This is a genomic window from Occultella gossypii (assembly GCF_019947135.1).
GTDB classification, from domain to species: Bacteria; Actinomycetota; Actinomycetes; order Actinomycetales; family Beutenbergiaceae; genus Occultella; species Occultella gossypii.
On sequence record NZ_JAGSHT010000010.1, the window covers coordinates 243,106 to 259,769 of the forward strand.

Annotated in this window: 19 protein-coding genes; 7 read left to right on the top strand and 12 right to left on the bottom strand. The window is 70.8% G+C overall.

Annotated elements, in window-relative coordinates; translation table 11 throughout:
* Positions 1–35 precede the first annotated feature (35 nt).
* Positions 36–1,022 (top strand): D-2-hydroxyacid dehydrogenase, encoded by a 987-nt coding sequence (locus KCQ71_RS10065; protein ID WP_223405398.1) that lies wholly within the window; start codon positions 36–38, stop codon positions 1,020–1,022.
* Entirely contained in the window at positions 1,019–2,386 is a 1,368-nt protein-coding gene (locus KCQ71_RS10070) for an amidase (RefSeq protein ID WP_223405400.1), read from the top strand. Before KCQ71_RS10065 ends, KCQ71_RS10070 begins: the two co-directional genes overlap by 4 nt.
* A gap of 9 nt (positions 2,387–2,395) precedes the next feature.
* Here KCQ71_RS10070 and KCQ71_RS10075 read toward each other — a convergent pair whose 3' ends face one another.
* On the bottom strand, positions 2,396–2,941 hold the full coding sequence (locus tag KCQ71_RS10075) for a DUF3830 family protein (protein ID WP_443683101.1): 546 nt from the start codon (positions 2,939–2,941) through the stop codon (positions 2,396–2,398).
* Positions 2,938–4,179 (bottom strand): aspartate aminotransferase family protein, encoded by a 1,242-nt coding sequence (locus KCQ71_RS10080; RefSeq protein WP_223405402.1) that lies wholly within the window; start codon positions 4,177–4,179, stop codon positions 2,938–2,940. Before KCQ71_RS10080 ends, KCQ71_RS10075 begins: the two co-directional genes overlap by 4 nt.
* 77 nt (positions 4,180–4,256) lie before the next feature.
* On the opposite strand from KCQ71_RS10080, the gene KCQ71_RS10085 reads away from it, so the two are divergent.
* The 4 genes from KCQ71_RS10085 (at position 4,257) to KCQ71_RS10100 (ending at position 8,158) form a co-directional block, all read left to right on the top strand.
* Positions 4,257–5,705 (top strand): NAD-dependent succinate-semialdehyde dehydrogenase, encoded by a 1,449-nt coding sequence (locus KCQ71_RS10085; RefSeq protein ID WP_223405403.1) that lies wholly within the window; start codon positions 4,257–4,259, stop codon positions 5,703–5,705.
* A 76-nt stretch (positions 5,706–5,781) separates the two neighbouring features.
* The gene (locus KCQ71_RS10090) at positions 5,782–6,186 is read left to right on the top strand and encodes a DUF4345 domain-containing protein (RefSeq protein ID WP_223405405.1); all 405 of its coding nucleotides are present in this window, start codon (positions 5,782–5,784) and stop codon (positions 6,184–6,186) included.
* A gap of 116 nt (positions 6,187–6,302) precedes the next feature.
* Entirely contained in the window at positions 6,303–7,898 is a 1,596-nt protein-coding gene (locus KCQ71_RS10095; protein WP_372453991.1) for an acyl-CoA carboxylase subunit beta, read from the top strand.
* On the top strand, positions 7,895–8,158 hold the full coding sequence (locus KCQ71_RS10100; RefSeq protein ID WP_223405407.1) for an acyl-CoA carboxylase subunit epsilon: 264 nt from the start codon (positions 7,895–7,897) through the stop codon (positions 8,156–8,158). The genes KCQ71_RS10095 and KCQ71_RS10100 overlap by 4 nt, the downstream gene beginning before the upstream one ends.
* Positions 8,159–8,202: 44 nt before the next feature.
* Here the strand turns inward: KCQ71_RS10100 and KCQ71_RS10105 are convergent, their stop codons facing one another.
* Genes KCQ71_RS10105 through KCQ71_RS10125 form a run of 5 tightly spaced genes read right to left on the bottom strand, consistent with a single transcriptional unit; the run spans position 8,203 to position 10,980 of the window.
* Positions 8,203–9,054, bottom strand: a complete 852-nt coding sequence (locus KCQ71_RS10105) for a hypothetical protein (protein ID WP_223405409.1) — start codon at positions 9,052–9,054, stop codon at positions 8,203–8,205.
* Positions 9,051–9,446 carry a YbaB/EbfC family nucleoid-associated protein gene (locus KCQ71_RS10110; RefSeq protein ID WP_223405411.1) on the bottom strand — a complete coding sequence of 132 codons (396 nt, stop codon included), beginning with the start codon at positions 9,444–9,446 and terminating at the stop codon, positions 9,051–9,053. Before KCQ71_RS10110 ends, KCQ71_RS10105 begins: the two co-directional genes overlap by 4 nt.
* Entirely contained in the window at positions 9,446–10,300 is an 855-nt protein-coding gene (locus tag KCQ71_RS10115) for a hypothetical protein (RefSeq protein ID WP_223405413.1), read from the bottom strand. Before KCQ71_RS10115 ends, KCQ71_RS10110 begins: the two co-directional genes overlap by 1 nt.
* Complete coding sequence (locus KCQ71_RS10120) at positions 10,297–10,614, bottom strand: type VII secretion target (protein WP_223405415.1); 318 nt, start codon at positions 10,612–10,614, stop codon at positions 10,297–10,299. The genes KCQ71_RS10115 and KCQ71_RS10120 overlap by 4 nt, the downstream gene beginning before the upstream one ends.
* Before the next feature lie 3 nt (positions 10,615–10,617).
* Positions 10,618–10,980, bottom strand: coding sequence for a hypothetical protein (locus KCQ71_RS10125; protein WP_223405418.1), 363 nt, complete (start codon positions 10,978–10,980; stop codon positions 10,618–10,620).
* Positions 10,981–11,195: 215 nt separating this feature from the next.
* Here KCQ71_RS10125 and KCQ71_RS10130 point away from each other — a divergent pair, with 215 nt between their 5' ends.
* Positions 11,196–13,841, top strand: coding sequence for a golvesin C-terminal-like domain-containing protein (locus KCQ71_RS10130; protein WP_223405419.1), 2,646 nt, complete (start codon positions 11,196–11,198; stop codon positions 13,839–13,841).
* A 36-nt stretch (positions 13,842–13,877) separates the two neighbouring features.
* Here the strand turns inward: KCQ71_RS10130 and KCQ71_RS10135 are convergent, their stop codons facing one another.
* From KCQ71_RS10135 to KCQ71_RS10155, 5 genes are read right to left on the bottom strand one after another with little or no spacing between them, the layout of a single operon-like run.
* Positions 13,878–14,531 (bottom strand): hypothetical protein, encoded by a 654-nt coding sequence (locus KCQ71_RS10135; RefSeq protein WP_223405421.1) that lies wholly within the window; start codon positions 14,529–14,531, stop codon positions 13,878–13,880.
* 45 nt (positions 14,532–14,576) lie between these two features.
* On the bottom strand, positions 14,577–14,963 hold the full coding sequence (locus KCQ71_RS10140) for a YbaB/EbfC family nucleoid-associated protein (protein ID WP_223405423.1): 387 nt from the start codon (positions 14,961–14,963) through the stop codon (positions 14,577–14,579).
* Positions 14,963–15,784, bottom strand: a complete 822-nt coding sequence (locus KCQ71_RS10145; protein WP_223405425.1) for a WXG100 family type VII secretion target — start codon at positions 15,782–15,784, stop codon at positions 14,963–14,965. The genes KCQ71_RS10140 and KCQ71_RS10145 overlap by 1 nt, the downstream gene beginning before the upstream one ends.
* Positions 15,781–16,086 carry a hypothetical protein gene (locus KCQ71_RS10150; protein WP_223405427.1) on the bottom strand — a complete coding sequence of 102 codons (306 nt, stop codon included), beginning with the start codon at positions 16,084–16,086 and terminating at the stop codon, positions 15,781–15,783. Before KCQ71_RS10150 ends, KCQ71_RS10145 begins: the two co-directional genes overlap by 4 nt.
* 23 nt (positions 16,087–16,109) lie before the next feature.
* Positions 16,110–16,571: a YbaB/EbfC family nucleoid-associated protein gene (locus tag KCQ71_RS10155; RefSeq protein WP_223405429.1), complete on the bottom strand. Its 462-nt coding sequence runs from the start codon at positions 16,569–16,571 to the stop codon at positions 16,110–16,112.
* Positions 16,572–16,664 lie beyond the last annotated feature (93 nt).

Consider the following 16,664-nt stretch of genomic DNA (forward strand, 5'->3'; position numbering starts at 1 on the left):
TTGACAATACTACGAGCCTTCCCTAGGTTGTCAATATGTCGATTCGCCCGGTCGTGGTGGTGCTCCACGACGGCCGTGCCCCGCGCGCCGAGGCCCTGGCGCCGGTGGCCGCACATGCCGAGATCCGATACTGCGACGAGTCCCAGCTGGCCGGTTCGCTCGTGGGTGCGCAGGTGCTGTTCGTCCATCACTTCCTCAGCAACGCGGTGCCCGGCGCGTGGCACGCGGCCGACTCGCTGCAGTGGCTGCACATCGCCGCCGCCGGCGTGGACCCGGTGATGTTTCCCGAGATTCGAGCCAGTGAGGTGGTGGTCACGAACTCACGCGGCATCTTCGACGTCGCGATCGCCGAATACGTCCTGGCTCAGATGCTCTCCTTCGCCAAGGATCTGCCCGGGTCCTGGCACCGGCAACGCTCCCACACCTGGCAACACACCGACTCGCAGCGACTGGCCGGGTCAACGGCGCTGGTGGTCGGCACCGGCCCGATCGGGCGAGCGATCGCGCGGCTGCTCGGAGCCGTCGGCGTCGAGGTCCGTGGCACCGGCCGCCGCGCCCGGACCGGCGACCCGGACTTCACCGCCGTGGCCGCGGCGGAGGACCTCGCCACCGAGCTCGCCCGAGCCGACTGGGTGATCGCGGCGGCCCCGCTGACCGACCTCACCCGGCACCTGTTCGACGCGGACGCGTTCGCGGCGATGCGCCCGGGTGCCCGATTCATCAACGTGGGCCGCGGGGAACTGGTGCGCACCCCGGACCTCCTCGAGGCGCTCCGCAACGGGACCATCGCCGGCGCTGCGCTGGACGTGCTCGATCCCGAACCACTGCCGCGCGAGCACCCGCTCTGGGAGGCACCGAACGTGGTGATCACCGCTCACCGGTCGGGGGACGTGCTCGGCTGGCGGGAGGAACTGGTGGCCCTGTTCGCCCTGAACTTCCAGCGGTGGATCACCGGGGCAACACTGATGAACGTCGTCGACAAGAACCTCGGATACGTGCCGAGCGAAGGAGCCGCACCATGAATCCCGTGGAGATGACCGCCGTCGGCCTGGCCACCGCCTACTCCAGCGGTGACCTGTCCCCGGTCGAGGCCACCCGCGCCGTACTCGACGCCATCGAAGCCCGGGACCCGGAGCTGAACGCCTACTGCCTCGTCGATCCCGAGCGCGCGCTCACGCAGGCCGCCGAGTCCGAGCAACGGTGGCGCTCCGGACACGCCAAGGGCCTGCTCGACGGCGTCCCGGTCTCGATCAAAGACGTGTTCCTCACCAAGGCGTGGCCGACCCGGCGCGGATCACGTGCGATCGCTGCCGACGGTCCGTGGGAGGTGGACTCCCCCGCCGTGGCCCGGCTGCGCGAGGACGGCATGGTGCTCCTCGGCAAGACCAACACCCCGGAGATCGCCTGGAAGGCGGTCACCGACAGCGCCCTCACCGGCATCACGCGCAACCCGGCGGATCCCTCGAGGACCGCGGGCGGCTCCTCCGGCGGCAGTGCGGCAGCCGTCGCCGCCGGCCTGGGCCCCGTCTCGATCGGGACCGACGGCGGTGGCAGCATCCGGATCCCGGCCTCGTTCTGCGGGGTGGTCGGCTTCAAGCCCACCTACGGCCGGGTGCCGTTGTACCCGGCCAGCCCGTTCGGTCCGCTCGCCCATGCGGGACCGATCACGCGCACCGTGGAGGACGCCGCGTTGCTGATGGACATCATGGTGCTGCCGGACCATCGCGACCCCACCGCGCTCGCGCCGCCGCGCACCACCTACCGCAGCGAGTTCAATCGTGAGGTCACCGGCATCGGCGTGGCCTACTCCCGGGACCTCGGCTACGTCCGAGTGGATCCGGAGGTGGGTGAGATCGTCGATCGGGCGGTCGCTCGGCTCGACGAGGCCGGCCTGCCGGTGACGGCGATCGACCCAGGGTTCACCGACCCGCTCGAGGCGTTCGACGTGCTCTGGGCCGCCGGTGCCGCCGCGATGCTGAACCGGATGCCCGGGGCTGCCGAGACCCTCGACCCTGGCCTGGCCGCGGTCTGGCAGCGGGGCCGGAGCCTCAGCGCGGTCGACTACGTCGACGCCCGCGCGGTCGCGGCCGAGCTGGGGATCCGGATGGGCGCGTTCCACCGCACCCACAACCTCCTGCTCACGCCAACCGTGCCGATCCCCGCGTTCGAAGCCGGGCATGACGTGCCGCCCGGCAGCGGACTGACCGGCTGGCCGCAGTGGACCCCGTTCAGCTATCCGTTCAACCTGACCCAGCAGCCGGCCATCAGCATCCCGGTGGGCACCACCGCGGCGGGGCTGCCGGTGGGCCTGCAGATCGTCGGCCCGCGGCATTCCGACGACCTCGTCCTGGCCGTGGCGCGGTTCACCGAGTGGCTGTTGGGCTGAGTCCCCGGGTCAGCCCCGGGCGAAGCTCAGCCGTTCCCCCTCCACACCCCGCAGCCAGAGGTCGCTGCAAGCGGCCGCGACGTCCTCGAGGCCCGACTCGATGGTGGCGAACACGTTGCCCGGCACCCATCCGACGTCCCCGTTGAGGAGCAGGTTGTTGCGTCCGTAGAAGATCGCCAGGTCCGTCGCCCCCTGGGCCGCGTGTGCCTCGGATCCGGGCTCGTAGCCGTACGCCGCGTTGCCGATCTCCCAGGGCTCGAAGTCGAACAGGCAGACATCCCCCGGGATCGGGGTGACCGTGGGATTCTCCCGCCGGGGTGCGCTCAGGCGTGGGATCAGGGTGTAGACCTCGTTGCGCGCGTACTTGGCATGGAACGCGTCGCCGGACTGCGGCAGCGCGTCCCAGACCGCGGCGCTGGTGCCGGGGGCCTCGTCGTCGAGCAGTCGGGCCCGGCAGCTGGCGCCGCGGGCCTCCAGGGTGATCGTGATGTAGCGGGCCACGGGAACCTCCGGTCGGGACGGGGCGAGCAGGGTGGTCGGGTCGGGCCGGCTCACACCTCGGTGAGGACATCCGACCAGATCGACAGTGCGGTATCGACCTGATCGGCGGAGACCACCAGTGGCGGGATCATCCGGACCACGTTCATGTGGGCGCCGCAGGTGAGCAACAGCAGCCCCTTGACGGCGGCGAGCTGCTGGGCGGCCGTGGCTCGCTCCCGGTCCGGCTTGCCGTCATCCGTGGTGAACTCGGAGCCGACCAGGAGGCCGAGTCCACGGACGTCCCCGATGGCGTCGCCGGCGGTCCGGCGCGCACCGTCGAGCAGCTGGGTCCCGCGCTCCGCGGCATTGGCGACCAGATGTTCGTCCTCGATCACCTCGAGGGTGGCGATGGCCGCCGCGCAGGCGACGGCGTTGCCACCGTAGGTGCCGCCCTGGGAGCCCGGCCAGGCCTTCGCCATCAGCTCCGTCGATGCGGCGATGCCGGACAGCGGGAAGCCGCTGGCCAAACCCTTCGCCATCGTGATGATGTCCGGTGTCACCCCGAAGTGCTGGTGGCCGAAGAACTTCCCGGTGCGCCCGAACCCGGTCTGGATCTCGTCCATCACCAGCAGGATCCCGTGGGCGTCGGCCCGCTCACGCAGCCCCTGGAAGAACCGGGTGTTGCCCGGCACGTAGCCCCCTTCGCCGAGCACCGGCTCGACCACGAATGCCGCCGTCTCCGCCGGGGCGCAGATGGTCGCGAAGATGTAGTCGAGCTCGCGCAGCGCGAAGTCGGTGGCCTCCTGCTCGGTCCAGCCGTACCGGAACGCGGTGGGGAACGGTGCCACGTGCACACCGGCCATCAGTGGCGAGAACCCTGCCGAGAACCGGGTGCCGGACGTGGTCATGGACGCTGCGGCCACGGTTCGGCCGTGGAAGCCGCCGTGGAAGACGATCACGTTCGGCCGGCCGGTGGCCTGCCGGGCGAGGCGTAGGGACGCTTCGACGGCCTCGCTGCCGGAGTTCGCGAAGAACACCGAGTCCAGGCCCGCGGGCAGCACCTCGCCCAGCCGGCTGGTGAGTTCCAGCAACGGCTGATGCAGCACCGTCGTGTACTGCCCATGGATCAGGGTGGCCACCTGCTGCTGGGCGGCACGGACCACGTGCGGGTGGCAGTGGCCGGTGCTGGTCACGCCGATGCCCGCGGTGAAATCCAGGTAGCGCCGACCGTCCGTCCCGTAGAGGTAACAGCCCTCACCGCGCTCGGCGATGACGGGGGTGGCCTGCGCCAGGCGAGGCGAGAGCTGAGTCATGACACCATCCCAACATTGTCGGATTGTCGACAATAGGTCTATCATGAGTGGCTGGTCGAAGGCAATGGAGGCAGGCGATGCTGGAGCCCGACGCGATCGCGTCCGTACCCACGGATCTGTTCATCGGTGGTGCGTGGCAGCGCACCGCTCGCCGGATGGATGTGGAGGACCCGTCCACCGGCGAGGTGCTGTGCACCGTGGCCGACGCCGATCCGGGAGAGGCCGCCGGCGCGCTCGATGCCGCCGTGGCCGCGCAGGCCGGATGGGCCAGCACGTCGCCGCGGGCACGTAGTGAGATCCTCTCCCGCGCGCACGCCCTGGTGCTCGAACACGCGGATCGGCTGGCGCTGATCATGACGCTGGAGATGGGCAAGCCGCTGACCGAGGCCCGCGGCGAGGTGGTCTATGCCGCCGAGTTCCTGCGCTGGTTCGCCGAGGAGGCGGTACGCGTCGACGGCGGCTATATGAGTGCGCCCGGTGGTGGGTCCCGGTTCCTGATCACCCGCCAGCCCGTGGGGCCGTCCCTGCTCGTGACGCCGTGGAACTTCCCGTTGGCGATGGGCGCCCGCAAGATCGGCCCGGCCCTGGCCGCGGGCTGCACCTGCGTGATCAAGCCGGCACCGCAGACTCCGCTGTGCACGCTGGCCCTGGTGGACCTGCTGACCGAGGCCGGCCTACCCGCCGGGGTGGTGAACGTGATCACCACCAGCCGCGCCGCGGACGTGATGACGCCGCTCATCCTGGACGGCCGGGCCCGCAAGCTCTCCTTCACCGGCTCGACCGCCGTCGGCAAGCACCTGCTCGAGCTCTGCGCCCGCACCGTGATGCGCACCTCGATGGAACTCGGTGGCAATGCCCCGTTCCTGGTCTTCGACGACGCCGATCTCGACGCCCCCGTGGCCGGTGCCCTGGCCGCGAAGATGCGCAACATCGGCCAGGCCTGCACGGCGGCGAACCGCATCCTGGTGCACCGCACGGTGGCAGCGGAGTTCACCCGCCGGCTCACCGAGCGGATGGCGGCGCTGCCGATGGGTCGAGGCGTGGCGGACGGGGTGGTGGTGGGCCCACTCATCGACCGGGCCGCCGTGGACAAGGTCGCCGCGCTCGTCGCCGATGCGACCGGACGCGGCGCACAGGTGCGCACCGGCGGTACGCGCGCCGAGGGCGCCGGCAATTTCTACCCGGCCACGGTGCTCACCGGTGTTCCCGACGATGCGCGGCTGTGCCACACCGAGATCTTCGGCCCGGTGGCGGCGATCTCGGAGTTCGACACCGAGACCGAGGCCGTCCGCCGCGCCAACAACACCCCGTACGGCCTGGTCTCCTACGTGTTCACCGAGGGCCTGGCCCGCGGACTGCGCGTGAGTGAGGCCCTGGAGGCCGGCATGGTGGGCCTCAACCTCGGGGTGGTCTCCAACCCCGCCGCACCGTTCGGTGGGGTGAAGGAGTCCGGGCTGGGCCGCGAGGGCGGCCGGGTCGGCATCGAGGAGTTCCTGGAGACGAAGTACATCGGCGTCCCGGCCTGACCACCGAGGGAGTGTGCCACCGCACCGCGGGGCCTGCCGGTGCGGGAGTGCCCGGCGGGCACCTACTGTGGGTCGCATGCGCCCGGTCACACCAGCAGAACGCACGGCACTGCTCGCCACGATCGCCACGCTGGGCGCGGTGCCGGTGGCCACGGGTCTGTCCGCCATGATCGGTGGGCCGGCGGCTGCACCCGGCGGCGGGCCGACCACCGCCAGCGTGGACAGCGAGTACCGGTTCGTGAACCTCTTCTGGGCCGCAGCCGGCGGAACGCTGTGGTGGTCGTTGCGCCGCCCGGAGCAGCGGTCCGCCGTCACCCGGTCCGTGCTCGGTCTGGCGGCCGTCGGTGGGATACCGAGGCTGCTCTCGGTGCGCAAGGTGGGCCGTCCGCACCCGGTGTTCCAGGGGGCGTTGGTGCTGGAGCTGGTGGTGGTGCCGCTCGTGCTCGGCTGGCATCGCCGGGTGATTCGCCCCAGTCCGTGAGTCACTGACTGCGCGTCCCGTCGGCTGACCTTGTAGGGATCCCACAACGGGGCCCGGCCCCGACACGTCGCCTCCCCGAACCGCGTTGGCGATCTGTGACAACTACAGTGCCTGATGTGACTTCTTCCGACGCCCCCGATCTGACCACCACTGCCGGCAAGATCGCCGATCTCGATGCGCGCAACGAGAAGGGTCCTCGGTCCCTGGCGGCCGTCGCGTCCGAGAAGCAGGCGGCGCGTGGCAAGCGGTCCGCGCGGGAACGCATCGAGGGCCTGCTGGACGAGGACAGCTTCGTCGAGCTGGACGCCTTCGCCACCCACCGCTCCAGCAACTTCGGCCTGGACGCCAAGAAGATCCCGGGCGACGGCGTCGTGGTCGGGTACGGCACCATCGATGGCCGGCAGGTGTGCATCTACTCCCAGGACTTCTCCGTGTTCGGTGGGTCCCTCGGCGAGGTGCACGGTCAGAAGATCACGAAGGTGATGGACCTCGCCCTACGCACCGGGGTGCCGCTGATCGGGATCTCCGACGGTGGTGGCGCCCGCATCCAGGAGGGCGTCGCGGCGCTGACCCAGTTCGCGGAGATCTTCCGCCGCAACGTGGCGGCGTCCGGGGTGATCCCGCAGATCTCGCTGATCCTCGGCCCGAGCGCCGGCGGCGCCGTCTACTCCCCCGCGCTCACCGACTTCATCGTGATGGCGGACCAGACCTCGAACATGTTCATCACCGGCCCGGACGTGATCCGCGCGGTCACCGGCGAGGACGTCGGCTTCGAGGAGCTCGGCGGCGCACACACCCACAACGAGCGTTCCGGGGTGGCCCACTACCTCGCCGCCGACGAGGACGACGCCTACGACTACGTCAAGGCACTGCTGCACTACCTGCCCACGAACAACCTGACCGATCCGGAGACGTACCCGGTCGAGGCGGACCTCGACGTCAGCGACGCCGACCTCGAGCTGGACACCCTGATCCCGGACTCGGACAACCAGCCCTACGACATGCGCACCGTCATCGAGCACGTGCTCGACGACGAGGAGTTCCTCGAGGTCCAGGCCCTGTACGCACGCAATGTGATCATCGGGTTCGGGCACGTCGAGGGCCACCCCGTGGGGATCGTGGCGAACCAGCCCCAGACGATGGCCGGCACGCTGGACATCAACGCCGCCGAGAAGGCCGCCCGGTTCGTGCGCACCTGCGACGCGTTCAACATCCCGGTGCTCACGTTCGTGGACGTGCCCGGGTTCCTGCCCGGCACCGACCAGGAGTGGAACGGCATCATCCGCCGCGGCGCGAAGCTGATCTTCGCCTACGCGGAGGCCACCGTCCCGCTGATCACCGTGATCACCCGCAAGGCGTACGGCGGCGCCTACATCGTGATGGGGTCCAAGCAGCTCGGCGCGGACATCAACCTGGCCTGGCCGACGGCGCAGATCGCCGTCATGGGCGCGGGCGGCGCCGTGAACATCCTCCAGCGGGGCGCACTGAAGAAGGTGGCCGAGAGCGGCGGCGACGTCGAGGCCGAGCGCGCCCGGCTGGTCGCCGAGTACGAGGAGGCGATCGTGAACCCGTGGGACGCCGCGCAGCGCGGCTACGTCGACGCCGTCATCGAGCCGTCCCAGACCCGCACGCAGATCGTGCGCGGGCTGCGGGCGCTGCGGACGAAACGGGCATCGCTGCCCGCCAAGAAGCACGGGAACATCCCGCTATGAGTGCGCCGAACGGGAACGGGAACGGCACCTACGCCGCCGTCGGCGAGGTGCCTGACGACGTGGTCCGGGTCATGCGCGGTGAGCCCGACGACGTCGAGCTGGCCGCACTGGTCGCCGGGATCCTGGCCGCCCGCGCGGGCACGCCGGACGACATCGACGACGGCACCCACACCTCGGTGTGGCGCGACCCCGGGCACCACCTCGGCCTACCGGTCCGCCCGGGCCGTGCGGCCTGGCGGTGGAGTTCCCACCGGGCCTGACCGAGCCGGCTGCGCGCCCGGCCCAGCGACCCCTACGACGCCGCTCAGGCCCCGAACGCGGCGAGGAACGACTGCGCCAGACCGATCCGCTGGGCCCGGTCGCCCGGTCCCGTGCCGTCCGGCGCGGAGACCACCACGCGGGTGCCGTCGGAGGCCACGGTCACCGGGGCATCCACGTGCCCGACCAGCTCGCCGAGCAGGAACGCGACGACGGGCGTCACGGCCGGGAGATCAGTCGGCGCCGCCATCAGGGTCACCTTCGCGGGCAGTTCCGGACCGGAGTGCAGGGTCATGCCGTGGCCCCCCACGATGCCCGGGAACGGCTCCCAGCGATCGAACCCGCGATCGGCGTTCACCCCGGCCGCGAAGACCGGCAGCGGCGCGCGGGCGGCCAGCACCACGAGCTCGCGCCGGGCCTCGCCGTAGGCGTTGACCCGGTGCAGCGGCTCCTCGCTGCGCCAGGACTCGACCCGCGCGTCACGCCCGTCGACCCGGCCGGCCATCGCCCTGCGCGGCCCCACCAGCCGGTGACCACGCGGAAGCGCCAGCGGCACGAGCCCCGGGTGAGGCGTCTCCTGCGTCTGCACACGCCAGCCGTTCGCCTGCGCCCAGCCCGACCACTCGCCGTCGTAGACCTGCTCCTCGGCGACCGCCCGCGTCTCGGCGACCCGGGCGTACAGCATGGCGCCGGCGCCGAACGCGACGACCAGCAGGACCACGACGATGATCGTGGTCCAGGGCTGCCCGATCCGGCCCAGCACGCCCGTGGCGGCCAACAACGCCAGGACCACGACCGGCGCCACGACGGCGCCGAGCACGATCGGCAGACCGCGCCGGGTCCGGTCGTGCTGTGGGCGCCCCGAGGGGGTGGGTGCTTGGTGCTCGGATCGGCTCATTCGGGGGCGTCGTCGAAGATCCGCTGCGGCAGCCCGTTCCGGTACGTGCTCTGCAGCGACTCCCGCAGCTCCGGGGAGTCCGCGAGCTCGTCCGCGGCGATCTCCTCGACCTGGGCCGCGAGGGCGCGCAGGGCGTCGTCGTGCGCCCGCATCAGGCCACGGTTCAGCGCCAGGGGCGAGGACCTGGTCGCGGCCTCGGTGAACTCGACGTCCTGGATCAGCCCCGTCGAGTCGATCACGACCTTGACGTCCCGCTGCGGCGACCACGACTCGATCCGGACGCCGCCCAGGCGCGCGTTGGCGCCCTGCATGGCAGAAGCTCGCGTCGTGGCGATCTCGGTGAGTGCCTTGAGCTTGCTCAGTGATTCCTCGTAGCCGGCTTGCCAGGACATCAGTTCGTCGCTCCCTGGTACCCGGCATTGCCCAGCCCGGCGATGCCGGGGATGGCATCGCCGAACTGCGGACCGCCCGGCATGTTGAGGATGCCCTCGAGCTTCTTCAGCGACGGGACCAACTCGGTGAGGGCACCGTCGAGCTTCTGGACCAGCGTGGCGAACTTCTCGATGGCCTCGGTGACCTTCTGGATCCAGTCCGCGGCCTTCGTGCTCCACTTCGCGATCGCCGCCGAGGCCTGCGCCCCGATCCAGGCCAGCCCGATGCCGACCGTGGCCAGGCACTCGACCACCCAGGAGATGAGCTTGCCGACCAGGTCCGCGATCAGGTCCCTGACGATCGCGCGGACCGCGGCGACGATGCCGCTCGCGATGGCGAACCCGACGCTCAGGCCGGTCGCGACGCCCGCCATCGAGGAGATGGTGCCGCTGGTGACGTTCGCGACCTCCCGGTAGGTGTCCGCGGTCAGGCCGACCCACGGGGTCAGGGCCGTCTCGACGGCGGCATCGAAGTCGGCGGCGACCGTGGTGAGGTGGCCGGAGATGTTCGACCAGGTGTCCGAGATCGCCGTGACCTCGGCTGGGTCACCGGCGAGGATGTCGAGGAACTCCGGAAGCGGCGGCATGTAGTCGAGCAGGAATCCGGCGACGCTCGAGGCGAGCGTGGCGATCGGGTCGAGGACGGCGTCCGCGAGGTCGGTCACACCGCCCGCGAGCCCGAACAGCGCTCCCGCCCAGTTCCCGTCCTGGACCGAGGTCACGGTCTGGTCGATCGGCCCGACGATCTTGAGGCTCTTGTACCACTCGCCCAGTTCGGGCCGGTCGTTGACGGCGGACGCTACCAGTTCACTCACAGCGACTCGATGAACTTCGTGAGGCGGCCGGCCGTGACCTGGTCGACGGCGTCGTAGTTGTCCGCGATGGACGTCAGCGTGGTGCCGAGCCCGCCGACGACGGCCTGACTGCCCGCGATCCCGGCCAGCCCGGCACCCTGCACGACGTTCGCCGGGAGGGTGAGGAAGCTGCACAGGATGCCGAACGCGTGGGGCCCCATGGTCATTGCGGTGCCGGCCGCCGAGGTGGCCTCCCCGATCCGTGCGGCGATCCCACTGACGTCGGCCGCGTGGGCGCGCACCGCGTCCGTGTCGACCTCGAGGTCGAATCCCATGTCTCAGAGCCTCCCGTTGATGATGTCGTCCAACGCGTCGATCGTGGAGGTGTCCGTCAGCAGGCTCGGGTCCGGCCGGCGGGGCGTCGCGCCACCGGTGAGATCGCGGCGGGCGGCAGCCAGGGCTCCCATCATATTCTCGCGCAGTTCCTCGGGTGTGAGCTCGATGATCTGCGGCCCGAACTGTGCGTCCACCAGCAGGCCCTGACGATCGACCGTCGCCTGCACGATGCCGTCGTCCGACTCACCGATCCCACGGTCCGGAAGGTCCTCACCGGCGAGCGCCGTCGCCTTCGCCTGCGCATCCTCGAGCTGGGCCCGGATCCGGGCGCGGACGGCTTCGAGCATCTCGGATTGTGACTCCACCGTACGAGGATGCACGACTGGGCGGGGCGCCTCCAAACGGTCGACATGGGGAGAAGTGCCCCGTGCACACCCTTCGACATTTCTGGATGTTCCATCTAGATGCACGCTCACTCTCCTACATGATGGACGATACGACCACACAGAGTTAGGGTGATCCCACGAGCATCGAAGAACGCCGCCCGACGAAGGGCGGCATCACACTCGGGGGTATCGCCATGCGCGTCCGTCCTGTCCTCACGTCGGCGACCACGTTCGCCCTGGTCCTCGCCACGCTCACGCTGACGCCTCTGCCCGGCGTCGCCACCGCCGTCGGGCCGGACGATGCGGATCTGCCACCCACGGAACCGGCACCGGACATCCCACCCGGCTATGCGCTCGCCTGGGCGGACGAGTTCGACGGCACCCGGGCCGACGGGACCGGCCTCGACACGTCGGCCTGGTACTACCGCGAGGGCGAGAAGGCCGAGTGCATGAACCGGCCCGAGAACGTCTCGGTCGCCGACGGGCTGATGCACATCGCGCTCGTGGCCGACGACAGCTTCGGCCCGGACTACACCTGCGGAGGCGTGATCTCGCAGGAGTGGTTCGGCTACGGCTACTACGAGACCCGCGCGCAGTTGTGGGGCGACCAGGGCTTCCACTCGGCGTTCTGGACCACGGGCCTGTCCGACGCGATGCCGGACACCCCGGACTACCGCGGCCCGAACAACCGGATCAACGAGATCGACGGGTTCGAGATCGACTCGCACGCACCCGACCGGATCGCGCACCACTCGCACTGGTTCGTGCCGCATCACGTGGGCAACCAGGGTGGCCTCTACACGGGCCCGGACTCCTCCGACGGCTACCACACCTACGGATTCGAGTGGCTGCCGGACCAGATCCGGTACTTCGTCGACGGCGAACTGGCGCGGGTCCAGGCGTTCTCCGGCCCGCACGGGTTGCAGAGCATCTGGCTCACCACGCTGGGGTACACCGCCCCGGTCGACGAGACGAACCTCCCCGGCGAGACCACCTGGGACTACTTCCGCTACTACGCACCCACCGCGGACCCGAACGGCGCCACCCCGGGCAGCGTGGTCGTGGACAACGGCGACCCCGGCTACTCCGAGCAGGGTGACTGGGAGGACTCCGACACGGTCACCGGCGGCAACCAGGAGGCCTTCGGCTTCCAGGACCGCGAGACCCGCCGCGCCCTGTCGACGGACGCCTCCGCCACCTGGGTCCCGGACCTGACCGAGGCCGGATCCCACGAGGTGCTGGCCTGGAACCCCAGCTTCCTGTCCACGGGCACCACCGCCGCGCACTTCTCCGTGACCCACGACGGCGGGACCTCCGACGTGGTGATCGATCAGTCCACCGCCGGCCAGCAGTGGGTCAGCCTCGGCTCCTACGGCTTCGCCCCGGGCACGGGGCAGGGCGTCCGGGTGGTCGCCGGCACCGACGGTGTGGGCACGTTGCGCACGGACGCCGTGATGTTCACCCCGGCCGTCGTCGTCGACGACGGCGGCCCGGGCTACACCGAGACCGGCAACTGGGCGTCCTCTGCGGCGGTCACCGGATGGCTCGACTCGGCGACCCGGTTCGCCAGTGACTCGGCGTCCACCGCCCGCTGGACGCCCACGCTGGCCGACGGCGGGACGTACGCCGTCTACGCCTGGACGCCCTCGCACGAGCTGAACACCGCCGTCGCCCGGTACACGGTGACCCACGCGACGGGCGCGACCCCGGTCGAGGTGACCAGCGTCGATCGCTGGGCACCGCTCGGCACCTACACGTTCGAGGCCGGCAGCACCGGCTTCGTGGAGCTCAGCAAGCCGTACGGGACGCCCGGATATGTGCGAGGAGACGCGGTGCGGTTCGTCCCGGTGCCCACGCCGGACGTCACAGCGCCGAGTGCCCCGCTGCGCCTCGACGGCGATATCGAGGCCGATCCCGGCAACGGCGACCTCGCGCTCACGTGGCAGTGGCGGGCCGGCGCGGCCGCGGACGTGGTCGGCTACCACGTCTACCTCGACGGTCAGCGCGTGAACGGCAACCCGGTGCACCGGACCTCGTTCACGATGGGCGAGATGCGCGCCGGCACGACCGTCATGCTCACCGTGACCGCGGTCGATGCCTCAGGCAACGAATCGGTGCCGTCGCGACCGGCCCGGGTCCGGATCCCCAGCGACTCCCTCGCCCCGGCTGCTCCCGCGGACCTCGTCGGCGAGGCGGCGAACGAGCGAGGGATCCTGTACTGGTCGCAGAACGACGAGGTCGACCTGCTCGGCTACAACGTCTACGTGGACGGCACCCTCGCCAACCCGGACGGACCGGTGGGCCACCCGGCGAACCCGGACTTCCCGCGGCTCGGGTACTCCCTCGACGAGCTCGCGAACAACGTCGAGCATGCCATCGAGGTCCGCGCGGTGGACCTGTCCGGCAACGAGTCCGCTGCCGCTACCGTTTCGATCACGGCGCTGCCGATGACGATCATCACCCCGGCGGACCCGGGCTACGCCGAGCAGGGCACCTGGACGCCGTCGAGCGTGCCGGGATGGTTGAGCGCGCCGACCCGGACCACGAACGTGACCTCCGCGACCGCGACGTGGACGCCGGACCTGACCGGCGCGGGCTCCTACGACGTGTGGGTATGGGTGCCGAACCACACCAACAGCACCGTCGGCGCCCGCTACACGGTCTCCTTCTCGGGCGGCACCGACGTCGTCGACATCGACCAGACCACCGGCGGCAGTCGCTGGATCCTGCTCGGGCGGTACCCGTTCGAGGCGGGCACCGGTGGGAACGTGGTGGTCTCCAACGGAGCCGTCGCGAACTACCTGCGCACCAGCGCGGCGAAGTTCATTCCGGTCGAGTAGGCGGGCGGGCCCAACCGGTCGCCGTCGTGCGTGCCTTCAGTTCAAGGCACGGGCGACGGCGGCCGCCAGCCGCGTGCGTGACTCGAGTTCGCTCGGTGTCGGTTGGTCATGGCCGGCGACGGCGACCAGGCCCTGGTTCAGGATCAGCCAGGCGCCGGTGCCGGCGAGTGCGCCGGCGAAGGGCGCGAGCCGAGCGGCGAGGCCGTCGTCCACGTTCCAGGTGAGCAGGCCCAGCTTGCGCTGCATCCGGGTCTGCGCCAGCGGTGGGGTCAGGTGCATGAGCACCCAGGGTGACTGGTTGGCGTCGGCGAGCGCGGCGTGCGGGACCTGGGCCGGGGCGCCGGCCATGACCAGGCTCAGGAACAGCGAGTGCCGCCACGGATTGGTCTTGCGGCGGTACTGGGCCGACCACAGCTGAACGGTGACGGGTACGCCGTCGACCGTTCCGGACGCATTGAGCGCACACCGCTGCGGGACGGCAGCCTCCGCCCGCAGCGCGGGCGGGAACTGCGCCCCCTCGGTCGGGCCGGCCTGCCAGCCCGAGGCGACCAGCCAGCCGCCGACGGACTGCTCGCGATCCACGGCCACCGAACCGCCGACCTTGCGCTGGCTGCTCGCCACTGCGACGACGATCGCCACGCCGATCAGGACGGGCACCGCGATCGCGACGACCAGGAGGAGATCAGCCATCGCGGCGCTCCGTCCGTGTCGGGTCGCCCCCGGACCGGGTTCGCCTCACTCCGGCGGCTCGCTGAGTCGCGGCGGCAGTGACTCGTGTGCCGCGGTGCGCATGGCCGAGTGCAGCACCGGGTCTCCCGCGAACTCCTCGTCGTTGATCGCGTCCATGGCCTCGGACCACTTCTCGATCGCGTCGTCGTGGGCGCGCTGGAAGGCGCGGGCCAGGGCGAGCGGCGACGAGGTCGGTGCCGCGTGCGAGTACTCGACGTCCTCGACCAGTCCGCTCGCACCCAGCACGACGCGCACCTCCCGGCGCGGCGAGTACGCCTCGACCCGGATCGCTTGCATCCGCTGGGTGGCACGCTGGGCGGCCCGGCCGCGCTGCTCGGCGCCGGCCCGGATCTGGTCGAGCTGGGCCAGGATGGCCGCTGGGTCCTGAGTCATCATCCACCTGCCGCTGATTGACCTTGGTTGACGCCGGACTGAATCACGGAGATAGCCGCCTGGAGCTGACCGAGGGCGTCACCGATCATGGTCATCAACTCCATCCCCTGCTCGGCGCACCGGACCAGTTTGCCGGACCAGTCGGTGACGAGCAGGATCGTGTTGGTGATCGCGGTCACGGCCTGGCCGATCACGATCGGCAGGGCGACGCCCAGGGTCGCGCCCGTCTCGATGATGTAGGCGATCAGGCGACCGACCAGGTCGGCGATGATCTGCTTCGTGATCTCCCGCACGATGGCGACGATCACGCTCGCGATCGCCATACCGGCCCCGATCCCGACGGCGGCGATGCCCTCCGCCTTGATGACCGTGATCACGGTCCGCATGTAGGCCTCGTAGGCGAGCGCGGCCGGGCCCGTCCAGCGCGCCATGAGCTGCGCCAACTCGGTCTCGAGCGCCGCTGCGACCTCGCTGAGCCGGCCGGCCACGTTGGACCAGGTGGCCGAGATGCCCTCGACCATTGCCGGGTTGCCCGCGAGCGCGTCGAGCATCATGGGTAGTGGCGGCATGTAGTCCATCAGGAAGCCCGCCGCGCTGGAGAGCAGGGTGCCGAACGGGTCGATGGCCCAGGACGCGACGGCGGCGACGGTCAGCGCGCCGTTCCAGACGGCGCCCGCCCAGTCGCCGCTGGCGAGGTCGCCCACGTAGTTGCGGAGCGGACCGACCCCGGCGATGTTGTCGCCGATGCTCCAGGGATCGTTCGCGAGCGCCTCGTAGGTGTGGAACAGGTCGCCGGCGTTGACGGCGATGAGGTCGTTCATGCCATCCCCTTGAACCCGACGGCGATCCGTTCGTCCGTCTCCCGATAGGAGGTGGCACATGCCCGCACGCCACCCTCACCGGCGCGCACCGCGGCGCTCGTGATGGTCATGGCGCCCAGCACCGCGCCCTGGACCGCGACGGCGGCCGGCGTCAGGAACTGGCAGAGGATCCCGAAGGCGATGGGCGACAACGCCGTCCCGACCTGGGCCGCCTGGACCGCCTCATCGAACTGTGCGGCGTTCGAGCTCGTCTGCCCGCAATAGGACTCCATCGCGCCGAAATCGGCCACTACTTCCGTCATGATTCACACTCCCCCGTACTGGTTCAGATGCTGGTCTGGGTGCCGCCCGGCTGGCCGGGTCCCGGTGTCCCACCGGGCCGGGGACCGCCGAACGCGCCGCCCGCCCCGAACGGACCACTCGCGCCGCCGGCCATCCGCTGGTCGAAGTAGTCCCGGTAGGCCTGATCCACGCTGTTGTCGTGGAGAGCCGCCGTCGGGTCCTTCGCCGGCCGGCCGCCCGGCCGCAGGTCCGCGTGCGCGGCCTGGATCGCCTGCAGGGTGGCCTCGCGGAGTTCGTCGGCGTCCAGTTCGGCGATCGAGTCGTCGTACCGGACCTGCCGGACGAAGCCCTTTCCGTCGACGTCGACGGTGATCTCGCCCTCGACCGACTCGCCGGTGCCCGACTGCGGAACGTCTGCACCGCGCGAGGCGGCATCCTCGGCCAGCGCCTGCGTCACACGCTGCTGCACGAAGGCCTGGATGGACTCAAGGCTGTCGAAACTCATAAGGCAGCACGTTACCCGTGGGAGCAAGGGCGCTTCGTGGCCGGCAACGGACAGAGGTCCCCATCCGTGGCGCGCATCCGCCCGCTCGAGCCG